This is a genomic window from Nocardia sp. NPDC060255 (assembly GCF_042727395.1).
Lineage (GTDB): Bacteria > Actinomycetota > Actinomycetes > Mycobacteriales > Mycobacteriaceae > Nocardia.
This window is the reverse complement of sequence record NZ_JBHXAU010000013.1, coordinates 79,445-96,365: the sequence shown is the minus strand read 5'-3', so window position 1 is coordinate 96,365 and position 16,921 is coordinate 79,445. Positions and strand designations below refer to the sequence as shown.

At 68.2% G+C, this 16,921-nt stretch carries 17 protein-coding genes; 9 read left to right on the top strand and 8 right to left on the bottom strand.

The genetic code is table 11. From position 1 onward, the window contains the following. Positions 1 to 140 precede the first annotated feature (140 nt). From sdhC to ACFWF1_RS23710, 4 genes are read left to right on the top strand one after another with little or no spacing between them, the layout of a single operon-like run. Positions 141 to 539 (top strand): succinate dehydrogenase, cytochrome b556 subunit, encoded by a 399-nt coding sequence (gene sdhC, locus ACFWF1_RS23725; RefSeq protein ID WP_379286509.1) that lies wholly within the window; start codon positions 141 to 143, stop codon positions 537 to 539. A 1-nt stretch (position 540) separates the two neighbouring features. Next, positions 541 to 972 (top strand): succinate dehydrogenase hydrophobic membrane anchor subunit, encoded by a 432-nt coding sequence (locus ACFWF1_RS23720; protein ID WP_379286511.1) that lies wholly within the window; start codon positions 541 to 543, stop codon positions 970 to 972. A 30-nt stretch (positions 973 to 1,002) separates the two neighbouring features. Continuing rightward, positions 1,003 to 2,754 carry a succinate dehydrogenase flavoprotein subunit gene (gene sdhA, locus ACFWF1_RS23715; protein ID WP_379286621.1) on the top strand — a complete coding sequence of 584 codons (1,752 nt, stop codon included), beginning with the start codon at positions 1,003 to 1,005 and terminating at the stop codon, positions 2,752 to 2,754. After that, complete coding sequence (locus ACFWF1_RS23710) at positions 2,754 to 3,524, top strand: succinate dehydrogenase iron-sulfur subunit (protein ID WP_379286513.1); 771 nt, start codon at positions 2,754 to 2,756, stop codon at positions 3,522 to 3,524. Before sdhA ends, ACFWF1_RS23710 begins: the two co-directional genes overlap by 1 nt. A gap of 75 nt (positions 3,525 to 3,599) precedes the next feature. Here the strand turns inward: ACFWF1_RS23710 and ACFWF1_RS23705 are convergent, their stop codons facing one another. Genes ACFWF1_RS23705 through ACFWF1_RS23695 form a run of 3 tightly spaced genes read right to left on the bottom strand, consistent with a single transcriptional unit; the run spans position 3,600 to position 6,021 of the window. After that, positions 3,600 to 5,432 (bottom strand): hypothetical protein, encoded by a 1,833-nt coding sequence (locus ACFWF1_RS23705; RefSeq protein ID WP_379286515.1) that lies wholly within the window; start codon positions 5,430 to 5,432, stop codon positions 3,600 to 3,602. Between the two features lie 58 nt (positions 5,433 to 5,490). Continuing rightward, positions 5,491 to 5,829, bottom strand: coding sequence for a TIGR03618 family F420-dependent PPOX class oxidoreductase (locus tag ACFWF1_RS23700; RefSeq protein ID WP_379286517.1), 339 nt, complete (start codon positions 5,827 to 5,829; stop codon positions 5,491 to 5,493). A 36-nt stretch (positions 5,830 to 5,865) separates the two neighbouring features. Next, on the bottom strand, positions 5,866 to 6,021 hold the full coding sequence (locus tag ACFWF1_RS23695) for a hypothetical protein (RefSeq protein WP_379286519.1): 156 nt from the start codon (positions 6,019 to 6,021) through the stop codon (positions 5,866 to 5,868). A 45-nt stretch (positions 6,022 to 6,066) separates the two neighbouring features. Here ACFWF1_RS23695 and ACFWF1_RS23690 point away from each other — a divergent pair, with 45 nt between their 5' ends. Next, positions 6,067 to 6,936: a hypothetical protein gene (locus ACFWF1_RS23690; protein WP_379286521.1), complete on the top strand. Its 870-nt coding sequence runs from the start codon at positions 6,067 to 6,069 to the stop codon at positions 6,934 to 6,936. A gap of 28 nt (positions 6,937 to 6,964) precedes the next feature. On the opposite strand, the gene ACFWF1_RS23685 is transcribed toward ACFWF1_RS23690, so the two are convergent. Next, positions 6,965 to 7,771, bottom strand: a complete 807-nt coding sequence (locus tag ACFWF1_RS23685) for an LLM class flavin-dependent oxidoreductase (RefSeq protein WP_379286523.1) — start codon at positions 7,769 to 7,771, stop codon at positions 6,965 to 6,967. 178 nt (positions 7,772 to 7,949) lie between these two features. Here ACFWF1_RS23685 and ACFWF1_RS23680 point away from each other — a divergent pair, with 178 nt between their 5' ends. Then, the gene (locus ACFWF1_RS23680; protein WP_379286525.1) at positions 7,950 to 9,602 is read left to right on the top strand and encodes an alkaline phosphatase D family protein; all 1,653 of its coding nucleotides are present in this window, start codon (positions 7,950 to 7,952) and stop codon (positions 9,600 to 9,602) included. Positions 9,603 to 9,620: 18 nt separating this feature from the next. Here ACFWF1_RS23680 and ACFWF1_RS23675 read toward each other — a convergent pair whose 3' ends face one another. After that, positions 9,621 to 10,301, bottom strand: coding sequence for a RadC family protein (locus tag ACFWF1_RS23675; protein WP_379286527.1), 681 nt, complete (start codon positions 10,299 to 10,301; stop codon positions 9,621 to 9,623). Between the two features lie 161 nt (positions 10,302 to 10,462). Here ACFWF1_RS23675 and ACFWF1_RS23670 point away from each other — a divergent pair, with 161 nt between their 5' ends. After that, positions 10,463 to 11,983 carry an alpha/beta hydrolase gene (locus tag ACFWF1_RS23670; RefSeq protein WP_379286529.1) on the top strand — a complete coding sequence of 507 codons (1,521 nt, stop codon included), beginning with the start codon at positions 10,463 to 10,465 and terminating at the stop codon, positions 11,981 to 11,983. A 9-nt stretch (positions 11,984 to 11,992) separates the two neighbouring features. On the opposite strand, the gene ACFWF1_RS23665 is transcribed toward ACFWF1_RS23670, so the two are convergent. Further along, positions 11,993 to 12,196: a type II toxin-antitoxin system VapB family antitoxin gene (locus ACFWF1_RS23665; protein WP_379286531.1), complete on the bottom strand. Its 204-nt coding sequence runs from the start codon at positions 12,194 to 12,196 to the stop codon at positions 11,993 to 11,995. A gap of 221 nt (positions 12,197 to 12,417) precedes the next feature. Between ACFWF1_RS23665 and ACFWF1_RS23660 the strand changes: the two genes are divergently transcribed. Then, a complete protein-coding gene (locus ACFWF1_RS23660) occupies positions 12,418 to 13,317 on the top strand; it encodes a phenylalanine 4-monooxygenase (protein ID WP_379286533.1) in 900 nt (299 codons plus the stop codon). A 5-nt stretch (positions 13,318 to 13,322) separates the two neighbouring features. Here ACFWF1_RS23660 and ACFWF1_RS23655 read toward each other — a convergent pair whose 3' ends face one another. Further along, complete coding sequence (locus tag ACFWF1_RS23655; RefSeq protein WP_379286535.1) at positions 13,323 to 13,931, bottom strand: TetR family transcriptional regulator; 609 nt, start codon at positions 13,929 to 13,931, stop codon at positions 13,323 to 13,325. Continuing rightward, positions 13,921 to 15,471, bottom strand: coding sequence for an MFS transporter (locus tag ACFWF1_RS23650; RefSeq protein ID WP_379286537.1), 1,551 nt, complete (start codon positions 15,469 to 15,471; stop codon positions 13,921 to 13,923). The genes ACFWF1_RS23655 and ACFWF1_RS23650 overlap by 11 nt, the downstream gene beginning before the upstream one ends. Before the next feature lie 121 nt (positions 15,472 to 15,592). Between ACFWF1_RS23650 and ACFWF1_RS23645 the strand changes: the two genes are divergently transcribed. Further along, positions 15,593 to 16,879 carry a D-alanyl-D-alanine carboxypeptidase family protein gene (locus ACFWF1_RS23645; protein WP_379286539.1) on the top strand — a complete coding sequence of 429 codons (1,287 nt, stop codon included), beginning with the start codon at positions 15,593 to 15,595 and terminating at the stop codon, positions 16,877 to 16,879. Positions 16,880 to 16,921: the final 42 nt, after the last annotated feature.

The window sequence follows — 16,921 nt, the reverse complement described above, 5'->3', positions numbered from 1 at the left end:
AGAGGATTAGAGTCCAGATCAGATCGGTTCAGGTTCCCGGCAGCGGGCCGCAGCGCAGCCACCTGGGCATTTGCGCCCAACGCAGCCGGCCTCGGATCAATGAACCGGGTCCATCAACGACGTTGGAGGCACCGCACTCTATGACCACGATAGAAGCTCCGGCCCAGCCGAAGCGGAAGACGCTGTACCGAGGCGACCCCGGGATGTGGTCCTGGGCGCTGCACCGGATCACCGGTGTCACCATCTTCTTCTTCCTCTTCGTGCACGTCTTGGACACCGCGCTGGTCCGGGTCAGCCCGGACACCTACAACCGGGCGATCGAGACCTACAAGAGCCCCATCGTCGCGCTGATGGAAATGGGCCTGGTCGTCTGCGTGCTGTTCCACGCGCTCAACGGCGTCCGGGTGATCCTGGTCGACTTCTGGGCCAAGGGCCCGAAGTACCAGCGCCTGATGCTGTGGATCATCCTCACGGTCTGGTTCCTGCTGGCGGTGCCCGCTATCGGCCGTCAGTTCTTCTACCTGTTCACGGAGCACTGAGATGACTGCACCTGTTCTCGGTAAGTCGCACGATCGCCCCGCGAGCCTGGACAACCCGCGCTCGCCGCGGATGCGCGCGAACGGCAACTTCGAGAAGTACGCGTGGCTGTTCATGCGCTTCTCAGGCCTGCTGCTGATCGTGCTCGTGCTCGGCCACATGTCGATCATGCTGCTGCTCGACGGCGGCGTGAAGCGCCTCAACTTCGGCTTCGTCGCGGGCCGCTGGGCGAGCCCGTTCTGGCAGCTGTGGGACCTGTCCATGCTCTGGCTGGCCCAACTGCACGGCGGCAACGGCCTGCGCACGGTGATCGCGGACTACTCCCGCAAGGACTCGACTCGATTCTGGCTGAACACACTGCTGGCCATCTCGATGATCCTGATCCTGGCCGTCGGCACCTACGTCATATTCACCTTCGACCCCAACATCAGTTAGGAACAGGTCAACTCGATGAGTGACTCGCGGATTCAGGAGCATCGCTACGACGTCGTGATCGTCGGTGCCGGTGGCGCCGGCATGCGCGCGGCGATCGAGGCCGGGCCCCGGGCGCGTACCGCCGTGCTGACCAAGCTCTACCCGACCCGCAGCCACACCGGCGCGGCACAGGGTGGCATGTGCGCCGCGCTGGCGAACGTCGAAGAAGACAACTGGGAATGGCACACCTTCGACACCGTCAAGGGTGGCGACTACCTGGTCGACCAGGATGCCGCGGAGATCATGGCCAAGGAGGCCATCGACGCGGTGATGGACCTGGAGAAGATGGGCCTGCCGTTCAACCGGACGCCCGAGGGCAAGATCGACCAGCGCCGCTTCGGCGGGCACACCCGCGACCACGGCAAGGCGCCGGTGCGCCGCGCGTGTTACGCCGCCGACCGCACCGGCCACATGATCCTGCAGACGCTGTACCAGAACTGCGTCAAGCACGACGTGGAGTTCTACAACGAGTTCTACGTGCTCGACCTGGTGATGAGCGAGACCGACCGCGGCCAGGTCGCGACCGGCGTCGTCGCCTACGAGCTGGCCACCGGCGAGATCCACGTCTTCCACGCGAAGTCGATCATCTTCGCCACCGGCGGCTCGGGCCGGATGTACAAGACCACCTCGAACGCACACACGCTGACCGGCGACGGCATGGCGATCGTGTTCCGCAAGGGTCTGCCGCTGGAGGACATGGAGTTCCACCAGTTCCATCCGACAGGTCTCGCGGGTCTCGGCATCCTCATCTCGGAGGCCGTCCGCGGTGAGGGCGGCATCCTGCGCAACGCCAGCGGCGAGCGGTTCATGGAGCGCTACGCCCCCACCATCAAGGACCTCGCGCCGCGCGACATCGTCGCCCGCTCGATGGTGCTCGAGGTGCTCGAGGGCCGCGGCGCCGGGCCGAACAAGGACTACGTCTACATCGACGTGACCCACCTCGGCGCGGACGTGCTCGAGGAGAAGCTGCCCGACATCACCGAATTCGCCCGCACCTACCTCGGCGTCGACCCGGTGACCGAGCTGGTTCCGGTCATGCCGACCTGCCACTACGTGATGGGCGGCATCCCGACCAAGATCCGCGGCGAGGTGCTGCGCAACAACACCGACGTGGTGCCCGGCCTCTACGCGGCCGGCGAATGCGCGTGCGTCTCGGTGCACGGCTCCAACCGGCTCGGCACCAACTCGCTGCTGGACATCAACGTGTTCGGCCGCCGCGCCGGCATCGCCGCCGCGGAGTACGCGCACCGCACCGAGTTCGTCGAGATGCCGGAGAGCCCGGCGCGGATGGTGCAGGACTGGCTCGCGCTGATCCTGTCCGACCACGGCAACGAGCGCGTCGCCGACATCCGCACCGAACTGCAGTACACGATGGACATGAACGCCGCCGTGTTCCGCACCGAGGACACCCTCAAGCAAGCCCTCACCGACATCCACGTGCTCAAGGAGCGCTACAGCCGGATCACGGTGCAGGACAAGGGCAAGCGCTACAACAGCGACCTGCTCGAGGCCGTCGAGCTCGGCTTCCTGCTCGAGCTGGCCGAAGTCACCGTCGTCGGTGCGCTCAACCGCAAGGAATCGCGCGGCGGCCACGCCCGCGAGGACTACCCGGACCGCGACGACGTGAACTTCATGCGGCACACGATGGCCTACAAGGAGAGCCCGGATCTCATCTCGGATATCCGCCTCGACTTCAAGCCGGTGGTGCAGACCCGTTACGAGCCGATGGAGCGTAAGTACTGATGACTGCCGTACTAGAGACACCTCCCGCCAAGCCCGCGCCGATCCCCGAGGGCTCGGTGATGGTCACGGTCAAGGTCGCCCGGTTCAACCCGGAGGACGACAAGGGCGCGCACTGGGAGTCGTTCCAGGTGCCGGTCCTGACGACGGACCGTTTCCTGAACGTGCTCATCTACATCAAGTCCTACCTGGACGGCACGCTCACCTTCCGCCGCTCCTGTGCGCACGGCGTGTGTGGCTCCGATGCCATGCGGATCAATGGCGTGAACCGCCTGGCCTGCAAGGTGCTGATGAAGGACATGCTGCCCAAGGGCGGCAAGTCCCTCACGATCACCGTCGAGCCGATCCGCGGCCTGCCCGTGGAGAAGGACCTCGTGGTGAACATGGAGCCGTTCTTCGACGCGTTCCGTGCGGTGAAGCCCTACCTGATGACCTCGGGTAACGAGCCGACCCGCGAGCGCATCCAGAGCCAGGCCGACCGGGCTCGCTTCGACGACACCACCAAGTGCATCCTGTGCGCCTGCTGCACCACCTCCTGCCCCGTGTACTGGAGCGACGGCAGCTACTTCGGCCCGGCCGCGATCGTGAACGCGCACCGCTTCATCTTCGACAGCCGCGACGAAGGCGCCCGCGAACGCCTCGACATCCTCAACGACGTCGAAGGCGTGTGGCGCTGCCGCACCACCTTCAACTGCACCGACGCCTGCCCCCGCGGCATCGAAGTCACCAAGGCCATCCAAGAAGTCAAGCGCGCCCTGCTCTTCGCCCGCTGACCTCCCCGGCACCGAAGGCCGCCTGCATCGAAAGATGCAGGCGGCCTTTGCCATTCATTGGAGTATTGAACCGCGCTAGTTGTCGTAGGAGGCGACGCCGACGGGGCCGGAACCCAGGCAGACGGTGAGTCCTGCTGTGCGGGAGGAGATTCGGAGGGCGGAGCCGCTGCCGACGGTACGGACGAAGACCGTGTTGAGGCCTTGGCGGACTGGGACCTTCACGGTTTTGCCGTGTTCGAGGGCGACCGACAGTTGACCGTCGCTACTGGCCAGGTAGTTGAGTTGGGCGGTCCACTCATGATCGAGCATGGGACCGTCGAGGGGAATGAAGGTCGGCTCGGCGCCTCGGATTCGGTAGCCACAGTTGGGGTCCGGGCCGGGGAGGATGCGGCGGTTCCACCAGACCTGGGCTTCGACGATGGTGCCGGTGTCGGTGATCATGCGCAGGTGCGGGGTGGCGTCGGCGAAGGCGCCCGGGGTGGTGATCGGGGCGAGGACCTGGCTGGTCAGGTTTTGCGGGTAGGCCAGCGGGTTCAGCACGTCCCAGGGGACCTCTTGCTCCAGTAACGGCACACCGTCCCACTGGTCGAAGGCCGACTTCACGTTCGCGAGATAGGTTTTGGTCGGGCTCGGGCTCCAGGAGCGGACGAAGGTGTAGGTGGAGAACAGGCTGCTGGCAACGAACAATGCCAGCATCGGTATTGCGGTGCGCGGGCCGAGGCTCGGCGTCCCACTGCGCCGGCTCGCCCGCAGTATCAGTGCAGCAACGACGGACAACGTCACGCCGAGGTCGGCGAAATAACGCAGCGACTGCATGAGTTCGGCCGCGGTGTTCGGACCGCCGCGCACCAGCGCGACCGGCAGTTGCATCAGCAGCACATAGGCGACGGCGAGTACCCAGACCGGCCACACGCGGCGCCTGGTGTAAATCGACAGTGCCACAACCGAAATCAGCAGGACCCAGCCGACGACCACCGCCGCGCCGGGCGGGTCGGCCCACGGCGCGGCAGGCAACCATCGCTCCCACCGCCACGGCCCGCCGACCAGCGCGGGCACCACCCCCAGCGAGGTCGCGTTGGGCAGCCAGTCGCGCAGGCCCTGCGGATTGTTGTGTACGCCGGAAAAGCCGACGACCGCCAGATACATCGCCAGCCAGCAGAGCAGCACGAGGCCCGAACCCACCCACAACCGCACACCGCGCCGCGCCACTGTGCGAACAGCGGCGTCCCGCCCGTCGACATAGTGGGCGAGCACCGCCACAGCGAACGCGACGAACGGGATGATTACCGACTTCTCGAAGAACAACAGCGCCACCGCGAGGACGATCATCCCGGACACGACGTACCGCTGCCGTCCGGTGCGCACCACAAGCAGCGCGTCCCCGATAACCCAGGCCAGCGCGAATTGCAAAGGCAGCGCGTTCAATGCGGCCGACCACCAGGCGAACGCCGGGAGCGCCACCGGCGAGAACAGAAAGAATGTCAGCGGAACGATCAGCGCCCACCGGTCGCCGAGCAGCACCCGCAACATGCGCAGCACCGACAACGACACCGCGAGCTGCCCGATCAGCAGCGAGAGCGCGGGCACCGCCCACACCAGCGGCGCCACTGTCGTCGCTACCCACGCCGCGGCGAAGGCGAGCGGCATGAAATGCCCGTCGTGGTCGTGCAGCAGCAGATCAGCGGAAAACAGCGGATACCTGCCCGCCCTCCCGACCAGGATCAGATCGTCCCAGTAGAAGTAACCGCTGCCCGCCACCCAGCCGCGCAGGGCCAGTTGCAGCACGATCAAACACCCTGCCGCGGCAAGAATCGGCGACACCGGCCCGAGGCCGCGTCGAATGAGCGGCGCCACGCCCGGACGTCCGGTGGGCACGGCCATCGACGGTGCGATTGAAGCGGTGTCCATGCCGAGCCACCCTAGTGGCGGCCCGGCTATGCCTAGGTGCGACGCCGCAGCGCAGTGGTCAGGCCGCGTATCCGGTTGCCTTCTCGACCTCGACCCGAACCGCTACCCGAACCTGTCCTTCGGCGGGGAGTGCATGGTCCTTGCCGTCGTACTTCCACGACAGCCGGTGGCCGACCTCGAGATCGACGTCGCGGACGATGGTCGCCTTACCGCGCAACTCGACGTAGCTCTCCCCGTCGGTGGAGTCGATCACGGTCACGCTGACGCGCGGATCACGCACCATATTGCGGTGCTCGAGCCGGCCTTCCAGGGTGGAGAACAGCAGGTCGTCGCCGTCCCTGAGCACCCACATCGCGGAGGTCTGCGGACCGCCCTCGGCGTTGATCGTGGCGAGCACCGCCTAGTTCTTGGCGTCTAGCACGGCGATGGTGGCTTAGCTGAGCGTGATTCCCATGCGCTGGACAGTAATCGGCGTACCGGAAAACCGGCCTGTCGTTTTTTCGTGATAGCCAATTGCCATCAATACCGGAAGGTTGCCGGTAAGTTGATCTTGGACGTGCTCCCCAGTTGCCGACACATCGTCGGTCACGCCGCGACGCACCGTCGTGGGTGGCCCGGAGGAAGGCGCTCACTCATGTACGTGTTCCGAACGGCGATCGCCGCGACCGTGCTGACCTGTCCCGCACTGGTTGCCGCCGCCGCTACGGCCTCAGCCCCGACCAGTACCGTGCCACACCGCGATTGCGTCGCGGCGTATGTGGCTTCGGCCGTGGTCGCGAATCCGCGCGGCCCGGCCGGTCCCCACCGCACGGTGCTCAACACCCTGCTCTACCCGGGCCTCGTCGATACCGCGGGCCCGCTCGGCATGGGCGGCGCGGCGTTCGGCCTCGGCCTGGCCGGCCTGATCGGCACCGGCAGCGCACTGTTGGGCACCGGCAGCGTCGCCGCCGCACCATGGGCGGCGTTCCTCGGCACCGGCAGTGCGGCGGCCGGCACCGGCAGCGCCGCGCTCGCGCCACTCGGAGTTGTTCTCGGCGCGGGTGCCGCGTTGCTCGGCACCGGCAGTGCCGCCGCCGGCGCCTCGGGCAGCGTCGCCACCGGCGGACTCGGCACCCCGTTGGCCATGCTCGGCGCGGGTAGCGCGGCCGCGGGCACCGGCAGCGCGAGTCTCGCGGGCGCGGGTGCGGCCGCCGCCCCCTTCGCCGCGATGGCGGGTACCGGCAGCGCCATGCTCGGCAGCGGCAGTGTCGCCGCGGTGCCCTTCGGTGTCGCGCTGGGCGCGGGTGTCGCCGCCGGAATAGCTACCGGGAGTGCGGGAATGGCATCGCTGAGCGCGGCGTCCCCGGTCGCCGGAGACGAAACCACCCGCGCAGGCGCGGATAAGAGCACTACCAGGGCCGACAGCACCGGCACTGACAAGAGCAGCGCGAAGGTCAACGGCAGTGGCACGGAATCCACCGAGCCGGCGTACCGCCCGCTGAAACTGGGCCCGCCGACCCGCTGATCGAATATGCGGGTCCAACTGTCCGGATCTACAGCGCCGCACGAACCTTCGCGGCGAACTCGTATTCACGCTGCCAATCCCCGCTCGTCGGCAGGGTGACCACCCGCGAGACACCCTGTGCCGCATAAGCGGAGAGCTGTGCGGCAGCCTGTCCGACGTCCGACGACAACCCGACCGCCAGCACCGTGACCGACAGCGGTGCGCGACCGCGCTGTTCGGTGAGCTCGTGCAGCTCCGCGATGTCCTTGGTCAGCTGCTCCGGATCGGATTGGATGGTGATCCACCCTTCGCCGTAGTCGGCGGCCCGGCGCCGCGCACGAGTGCTGTTGCCCGCGATCAGGATCGGCGGCATCGCCGCACCGGGCGCGAGGGTCACCTCGAGCCCGTCGGCCAGCACGGTCGGCTGTCCGGTGACCAGGCCGGGCAGCACCCGCAATCCCTCGTCGGTGCGCCGCCCACGATCCTCGAACGAGACTCCGGCCGCGCGCCAGCCGATGTCGCCGTGCGCCGGATTCCCGGTGCCGACACCGACGACGAGCCGGTTGCCGGACAGCGTCTGCAGCGTGCTGATCTGCTTGGCCGCCCAGGCGACCGGACGCAGGGCCAGCAACAGCACGTTGTAACCGATGCCGATGCGATCGGTCACCGCGGCGGCGGTGGCCAGGGTGACGGTGCTGTCCAGCATCGGGGCGCTGGCCACCAGGTGATCGGTGGACCAGATCGAATCGAGCCCGAGTTCTTCGGCGAATCGGGCGCTGGCCCGCACGTCGCCCAGGATCGGCCGCTCGGGATCGGGGGTCGAGGTGGGCAGGATAACGCCTATCTCCATGGTCATATCGGTCCAATCACTCGCTATCGGCTGCTGAAAACGACGCTACGGGCCGGTGGCGAGCGTTCCAATCTCCTGTGCGCTCATGATGATGTGGCAAACGCTCATCGCCTGTCCGTATCGAAAGGCGCACGCGCACTCGCGGACAGCCTGTTCCGGATCGCCGGTCGATATACCCTGACGTATGGGTCTGTCGCGTCGGCAACTGCTGAGATTCGGGGGTGCCGGGTCGGCGGCGGTGCTGGTGGGGGCGGCCGCGGCGAGCAGCGGACGGTTCCGGGTGCCGCGCTGGTCCGATGATCCGTTCAGCTTGGGGGTCGCGTCGGGGGATCCGACCGCCGACGGCGTGGTGCTGTGGACGCGGCTGGCACCGGATCCGTTCGCCCCGGATGGGCTCGGCGGCATGCCGATGCACCCGGTGACCGTGGAATACGAAGTCGCGCATGATGAGAACTTCCAGCGGGTGGTGACGCGCGGTGCCGCGGTCGCGACGCGCGAACTCGCGCACAGCGTGCACCCGGAGGTCGCCGGGCTGGCGCCGGATCGCTGGTATTTCTATCGATTCCGGGCGGGATCGGTGCTGTCGCCGGTCGGCCGGACCCGCACGGCACCGCCGCCGGGGCGGCCGACCGCACGGATGCGGTTCGCGTTCGCGTCCTGCCAATCGTGGAGTTCCGGCTACTACACCGCCTACCAGCACATGAGCGCCGAGGACCTGGATCTGGTTGTGCACCTTGGTGATTACATCTACGAGCGGGGCTGGACGCGTGGCCGCGCGGGGATGGTGGTCGAGCCGCAGTTTCGCGACGAGGCCGTCGATCTGGCCGGCTACCGGCTGCGCTACGCGCAGGCCAAGGCCGAGCAACCGCTGCGCGCCGCGCATGCCGCCTTTCCCTGGCTGGTCACCATGGACGATCACGAGGTCGACAACAACTGGGCGGGCGACTCCCCCGGGCTCGGACTCGATATCTACCGCATTCCCGCGCTCTTTCGCCGCCGCAAAGCCGCCGCCTTCCAGGCGATGTACGAACACCAGCCGCTGCGCATCGCACAGTTGCCGTCGGGGCCGAGCATGCACCTGCACCGGCGCTACGGTTTCGGCGACCTGGCCGAGATAACGATGCTCGACACCAGGCAGTACCGCGACAAGCAGGCCTGCGGCGACGGCAGCACCGTCGTCGACTGCACCGACCGGCTCGACCCCGATCGCACGATATTGGGTGCGCGACAACGGGATTGGCTGATCGACGGATTCACCCATTCCCCGGCCCGCTGGCAGATCATCGGCAACCAGGTATCGATGGGCCAGTCCGACCAGGACGCCGGCCCGACCCTCGCCGTCGGCACCGACTCCTGGGACGGCTATGTGGCCGACCGCAACGCCGTGCTCGGCGCGGCCGCCGACCGCAACGTGCCCAACCTCGTCGTGATCACCGGCGACCGCCACCAGAATCACGCCGCCGATCTGCGCCGTGACTTCGCCGACCCCGAATCACCGGTCGTAGCATCGGAATTCATCGGCACCTCGATCTCGAGCAATGGCGACGGCGCGGACCTGACCGACGCGGGCCGCACTCTCCTGGCCGCCAACCCCGACCTCAAATTCTTCAACGCCCAACGCGGCTACGTCCGCGTCGAACTCGACCACACCCTGTGGCGCAACGACTTCCGCGTGGTCCCCTACATCCGCCGCCCCGGCGCCCCCATCCACACCCGTGCCAGTTTCGTGGTGCAGGACCGGGTCCCCGGCGTCACGCAGGCCTGGCAACCGGAGGCGTCGGCCCCGCACACCGAGCCCGGTGCCATCGCGGGCCCAGCGGACAACGCCCCGAGATAACCGCGGCCGCCGCACCGGTCAGTGACGGCTGGTGCTGGCCGGTGCGCTGCACCAGGTTTCGCCCGCGATCACCACGTGGTCGAGAAAGCGCAGGCCGACGGTGCGCGCGGCCTCGGCGAGCACGGTGCTGGCGCGGCGGTCGTCCAGGCTCGGTGTCGGGTCGCCGGAGGGGTGGTTGTGCACGACGGCGAAGGCGCGGCCGTCGTGGCGCAGCACGGTATTCAGGATTTCGCGGACCGGGACCGCGACCTGGTCGACCGCGCCCTCGGCGACGAATACCTTGCGCCGCAACTGGTTCTGGGCGTCGCACACCAGGACGAGCAGTCGCTCGACCCGGGCGCCGGTGAACAGCGGGCGGGCCGCGGCGGCGACATCCGACGCGTCGGCGAGGCGTACGGCCGTGCCCGCGTCGCCGCGGGCCCGGGAGCCGAGGTGGAACGCCGCGATCAGGGCCGCCGCCTTCGCCACCCCGACTCCGGCGCGGCGCGACAACTCCTCGGGCCGGGCCGCCGCCAATCCGGCCAGCCCGCCGTGTTCGACGAGTAGTTCCACCGCGAGATCCAGCGCGCTGGCGCCGGGCCTGCCGTGCCGTAACAGCAAGGCCAGCAATTCGACATCGCTGAGCGCCTGCGGACCGAGTGCGAGCAGTCGCTCGCGCGGCCGTTGCTCGACGGGTACATCGATAAGAGAGACCGGCATCGTTCCACCCCTTGGTCACGGCGACAGTGTCCTGGAGTGTGCCAGGCCCTACCGACATGTTGCCCGCGGCCGCGGGGCCGCCCGAGTTGTCCGATCCGACGATTGCGGATCGGTGCGGTTCGGGCACACTGGGTGCGTCGACCGAGTACAGGGGCAGCTGAATGTTCAAACCGCGCAAGGCAACCGCGGCACCGAAGCTCCACACGCTGCTGCCCGTGGTCATCGCCGCGGTCGCGCTGCTGGTGACGGCGTGCGCCCGGGACACCCACCCCGCCGCGCCGCCGGCCCCGACCCTCGATCGGTACTACCAGCAAACGCTGGCCTGGGGTCCGTGCGACGGCTACCAGGGCGGCGCGGAACTCGGCGCGGCCGGGATCGAGTGCGCGCGGGTGCTGGTGCCGATCGATTACGGCAAACCCGACGGCGACACCGCCCGGATCGCCATCTCCCGCCTGCGCGCCACCGGAACCCGCGTCGCGTCGCTGCTGACGAACCCGGGCGGGCCCGGTGCGCCCGGACTGAACTTGCCGCTGGCACTGGCGAAGTCACCGGTGGCCGAACGGCTCGACCTGATCGGGATGGACGTGCGCGGGCTCGGCGCCTCGACCCCGCACGTCACCTGCCGCTCGGCCGCCGAATACGCGACCGGTCAGCGCGTGCTCGGCCGGACCAACCCGCTCGCCGAGATCGACCAGGTCGAGGAGGAGAACGAGGACTACGCCAACTCGTGTGCGCGGCGCACCGGGCTGACGCTGCTCCAGCACGTCGGCACCGTCGACGTCGCCCGCGACATGGACGTGGTCCGGGCCGCGCTCGGCGAACAGAAGCTGACCTACTTCGGCGGGTCCTACGGCACCCGCCTCGGCTCGACCTATGCCGAGCTGTTTCCGGATCGGGTGCGCGCGATGGTCCTCGACGCCCCCGTCGACCCCACCACGAACATCGGCGACGAGGTGATCACCGCCGCGGGTTTCCAGCAGGCGTTCGACGCCTACGCCGCCGACTGCGCCAAGACACCGGACTGCCCGCTCGGCACCGATCCGAAGAAGGCGAACGACAACTACCGCGCGCTGGTCAAGCCGCTGATCCAGCACCCGATCCGGGGGCTCGACTACGGCGGCGTCATCACCGCGACGATCGCCTCGCTCTACCATCCCTCGTCCTGGCCGGACCTGACCAAAGGGTTGACCGAGCTCGCCAAGGGCCGCGGCGACGCATTGCTCGGCGACGCGACCGCATACCAGGACGCCTCCTCCGACGACGTGCACCGCGCGGTGCTCTGCCTGGAGGAGGTCCGGGTGACCGACCGGGCCGTGGCGGCCGACATCGTCCGCCGATCACGGACCGCCGCTCCGGCTTTCGACGACGGCACAGGCAACGCCGACACCTCGGCACCACTGGATGCCTGCGCGTTCTGGCCGGTCCCGCCGACCGCCCAGCCGCACGTGCCGAAGGTGGCCGGGCTGCCGAAGGTCGTGGTCGTCGCGGTGACCGGGGATCCGGCGACGCCGTACCCCGGTGGCGTCACCCTCGCCAAAACCCTTGGCGCCGCGCTGATCACCTACGAGGGCACCCAGCACGGCGCCGCATTCGAGGGCATCACCTGTGTGGACCGGCCGGTACTGAAGTATCTGATCGACCTGACACCGCCGGCCGAGGGCCTGCGGTGCGCGAAACCGTGAGCCGCTGAGCTACCCGTCGACGACCACGACCTCGGGCCTCGGCAGCGCGAACAATGCGTTGGCGGCGAGCTTTTCGAGATGTCGCAATTGACGCTCGTGCACGACGATCCGGCGCAGTGCCTCATTGATCGTGGCGTTGCTCGTCGAGGTGCCCATGACGGCGGCCGCGGCGGCGAGCAGCTTCTGGTCGAGATCGATCCGCACGGATTTCATGCGTCCTCCTTCGTACATTCGCCATTTTGCGCCATATCGCTCGAAGATGTCTGGCGAATCGCGTCGGGGCCGCGCGCCGGTCTGCGGTCACTGGTCAGCTCGTCGCCGGAATCCGTCGTCCGATGCCGGTAATTGCACAGCAGGGCGCGAACAGCTAGACAGTTTGCCAAGCTGCACAGGCTTTTGTTGTCCGCAGGCCCGAGCGGTGCTTGCATCGACGTATGTTCACCGAAGCGCAGCTGTACTCACCGGTGACCCGGTCCGGCGACGGCGATGTGACCGTCCACCTGAGCGACGAGCACCCTGGCGTGCACGACGCGGACTACCGGGCTCGTCGCAATGCCATCGCCGCGCTTGCGCTCGATTACGCACCGGGCAAACCTGTTCCACAGATCGACTACACCGACGAGGAGCAGCAGGTCTGGCGGATCGCCTCGGCCGAGCTCGCCCGCAAACACCAGACCTATGCCTGCGCCGAGGTGCTGGACGCCGCAGCGCGGCTCGCATTACCCCAGGACCACATCCCGCAACTGAACGAGGTCTCGGCGGCGCTGGTGCCGCTCAGCGGATTCCGCTACGCCCCGGCCGCCGGGCTGGTGCCGCTGCGCCAGTTCTTCGGCTCGTTCGCCGATCGGACCTTCCACTCCACCCAGTACATTCGGCACCATTCGGCGCCGCTGTACACCCCGGAGCCCGACGCCATCCACGAGATCATCGGCCACGCGAACCAGATCGCCAGCCCGCGCTTCGCCGCCATCTACGAGGCGGTCGGCGCGGCGGTCGCGCGCCTGGAGACCGAGCCCGCGCTGAAGTTCCTCGCGAATGTCTTCTGGTTCTCGATGGAGTTCGGCGTGGTCCGGCAGGACGACGAAGTCCGCTGTTACGGTGCGGGATTGCTGTCCTCCTACGGTGAGATCGAGGAGTTCCGGACCGCCGATCTGCGCCCGCTCGATGTCGCGGTGATGGGCACCGCGGTCTACGACATCACCCACTACCAGCCGATCCTGTACTGCGCCGAGTCGGTCGCCGAGATCGAGGACGTGATCGGCGGCTTCTTCGCGACGATGGACGACGAGACCCCGGATCGGCTGCGGCAGTCGAGTGCGGCGGGGGCGCAGTAGCTTTCTCATTGCTCCCGGCTGAGCGGCAGCCCGGCTTCCAGCAGATCCAGCATCCGGCCGATGTTCTCGGGATTGATCGGGGTAATCCGTGCGACGGCCAGCCCCGCGCCCGTCAACGCGCCTGCGAGTACGCGTATGTCGAAATCGTCGGTGGTGCCGCCGACGCGTTCGGCCATCACGGTGGCGACCATCTCGATGTTGCGTTCCATTTCCAGGCCGATGGCCGAGCGCAACTCGGGCACGTGATACACCAGCGCCTGTCGTTCTTGTTCGAACGCGTAGGCCTCGGCGGACAGCCCCTCGAAGACGTCCGTCATCGCATTACGGAGCGCGGTCAGCGGCGCGACGCCGGGCGGTTGCGCGCGGATCGCCTCGATCAGCACCGGATCGAGGTCGTCAGCGAGCACCAGCTGTTCCTTGGTCGGAAAGTAGCGAAAGAAGGTGCTCGGCGACACGTCGGCCGCGGCCGCTATCTGCTCGACCGTGGTATCGCTGTATCCCTGCTCGCGGAACAGCCGGAACGCTTCTTCGCGAATCGTCCGGCGGGTCCGCTCCTTCTTCCGCTCACGTAAGCCGCGCACGGCAGGCTCTTCCCCGGACAATTCAACCGACATAAGTCGATTCTGACTGATCGGCGGGCCGGACGGCGCCACCGACGACTTCCGGCCGCACCGCGGCCACCTCGGCGGGTCGCTTCGATCGAATGACGACGGCGGCCAGCACCGCCGACAACGCACACATGATCGCGCAGACCCACAGCATCGCGGCCATGCCACCGACGAACGCGCTCTGCACCTGGTGCAGCACCGCCGAATCGCCGAGTTGACGCGCCGCCGCGACGCCTGCGTTCACCCCGTCGGAGATCGGATCATGGTTCAACGAGCCGAGATCCGAGCGGTACCGGGTGGACAGCACCGTGCCGAGTACCGCGACGCCGATGGTGCCGCCCGCTTGGCGCAGCGCCTGGATCAATGCGGATCCGGAACCGGAACGTTCCGCGGTGAGCTCGCCCATCGCCAGGCCCATGGCCGTCGGCATGGCCAGGCCCATCCCCGCGCCGAGCAGGGTCGTCCACAGTGCGGTGAAGCCGTAGCCGCTGTCCACACTGGTCATCGCGCCCAGCCCGAGCGCGGCGGCCAGCAGGGCGAAGCCGATGGCGAGCACCACCCTCGTCCCGAGCTTCGGCAAGGCCTTGGCGACCAGCCTGCTGCCGATGATCAGCCCGCCGATCAGCGGAAGCAATCGCAGCCCGCTACCAAGGGTGTCGACCCCGAGTACCGCCTGGAAGTACTGCGGCACGGTGAAGAACATGCCGAACATCGCGAAGTTGATGACGATGGAAAGCGCGGTGCCCCAGCGGAATCCCGCCGTCTCGAACAATCCGAGATCGATCAGCGGATGCGCCGTCCTGCGCTGCCAGAGCACGAAGGCGCCGAGCAACAGCGCACCGGCCAGCACGGTGGCCCAGGCAGGCACATTGCCCCAGCCGAGGTCGCCGATCCGGATGAATCCATAGGTGAGACCGAGCATTCCGACGGCCGAGAGCAACACACCCGGCACATCGATACGGCGTCGGTTCGCGCTGCGTGATTCCGGAACCAGCGCGAAGACGGCGAGCGCACCGACGATCACCATCGGCACATTGATCAGGAACACCGAACCCCACCAGAAGTTCCGCAGCAGCCAACCGCCGACGATCGGGCCCAACGGCATCCCGAGCGCCGACGCGGTCACCCAGATGGTGAGCGCACGCTGCCGCTCGGCGGGCTCCGGGAACAGTGCGGGCAACACCGACATGGACAGCGGCATCATGACCGCGGCCGCGACGCCGAGCGCCACCCGACCGGCAATGAGCTGCCCCGCGGTGCCCGCGAACGCGCAGGCGAGTGACGCGGCGCCGAACACGAGCAACGCGCCGAGCAGGAACTTCTTGCGGCCGTACCGATCGCCGAGTGCGCCCGCAGGCAGCATCAGCGCGGCGAGTGCGAGCGTGTACGCGCCGCTGAACCATTGCAGCGCAGCGGTATTCGCGTGCAGATCGACGGCGAGCGTCGGCAGCGCCACGGTGAGCACCGTGACGTCGAGCCCGATGGTCAGCATCGCGAACGCCAGCGCGCCGAGCGCCAGCCAGCGTCGAGTCGCATCTGTTTTCATGACCCCTCCGAAAATGATAGAAGCTACTTTTTGATAGTAACTGCCATTTAGTGGCTTCTGTCAATACCCGCTCCGGCGTGCATTCGGCCGACCCGCCGCGGAATCGCTAGGCTCGCGAACGATGAAGATCCGGGACTCGCGCCGCCGCGCCACACTCCGCCTCGGTTCCGCGCTGGCCGCCCTGGCGGTGATCGCGGGTTCGGCCGCCGTTCCGGCGTTCGCCGCGCCGCCGCCGAGCACGCCGACAACACCGTTCACCACCCCGAATACCGACGGCTGCCCGCAGAAGACGCGCCCGCCCGCGCCGATCGACGAGTCCGAGGTTCCGGCGCCGGGGGACCCGACGCCGACGGCACTGCCCATCCCGACGCCGCCCGTCGGCGGCAGCCAGCTCGGTCAGTGCGGCGCGGTGCTGCCCAAGGTGGGACCGCCGGTGCCGGCGGACATTTCGGCCACCGCCTGGCAGCTGTCGGACCTGGACACCGGCGAGGTGCTCGCCGCCAAAGACCCGCACGGCCGCTATCGACCGGCCAGCACCATCAAGGTGCTGCTCGCCACCATCGCGCTGCGCACACTGGATTTGAACAAGGTGGTCGTCGGCACCGACGACGACGCGAACGCCGACGGCACCCGGGTCGGCATCGGCCCCGGCGGTCACTACACCAACCGCCAGCTCATGCAGGGCCTGATCATGTGCTCCGGCAACGACGCCGCGCACGCCATCGCCACCCAGCTCGGCGGTGAAGCGGCCACCGTCGCCAAGATGAACGAGCTCGCGAAGTCGCTGGGCGCCTTGGACACTCGCACCGCCAGCCCGTCCGGCCTGGACGGTCCCGGCATGAACACCTCGGCCTACGACCTGTCGGTGCTGTTCCGCGAGGCCATGACCATCCCGCTGTTCGCCGAGCTCATCCACACCCAGCAGGTGGACTTCCCCGGTTATCCCGCGAACCCGAAAATCGACGGCGACAAAGACCACCCGGGCTTCCCCATCGGCAACGACAACCATCTGCTGTACGACTACGACGGCGCCATCGGCGGCAAGACCGGCTTCACCGACGATGCCAGGCAGACCTTCGTCGCCGCCGCCGAACGCGACGGCCGCCGACTCGCCATCACCCTCCTCAAAGCCGACGTCCGGCCGCTACGCCCCGCCGACCAGGCCGCCCGCCTGCTCGACTACGGCTTCGCCCTCCCCCGCGGCACCTCCGTCGGCAGACTCCCCGACCCCGACCGCAAACAGTCCAAACCCGGTGCCGCCCTTGCCTCCCCACCCCCCAAAGACCAAGACTCCCGCCCCCTGACCGATGAAGAACACGGCGACAACCACACCGTCTGGATAGTCGGCGGCATAATCCTCATCCTCGCCCTACTCCTCGGCGCCCGCCGCTTGAACCGGCGGAGATAGATCCTCGCCGGGCAATCTTCGCGGCGATGGAACCGTTTCGCG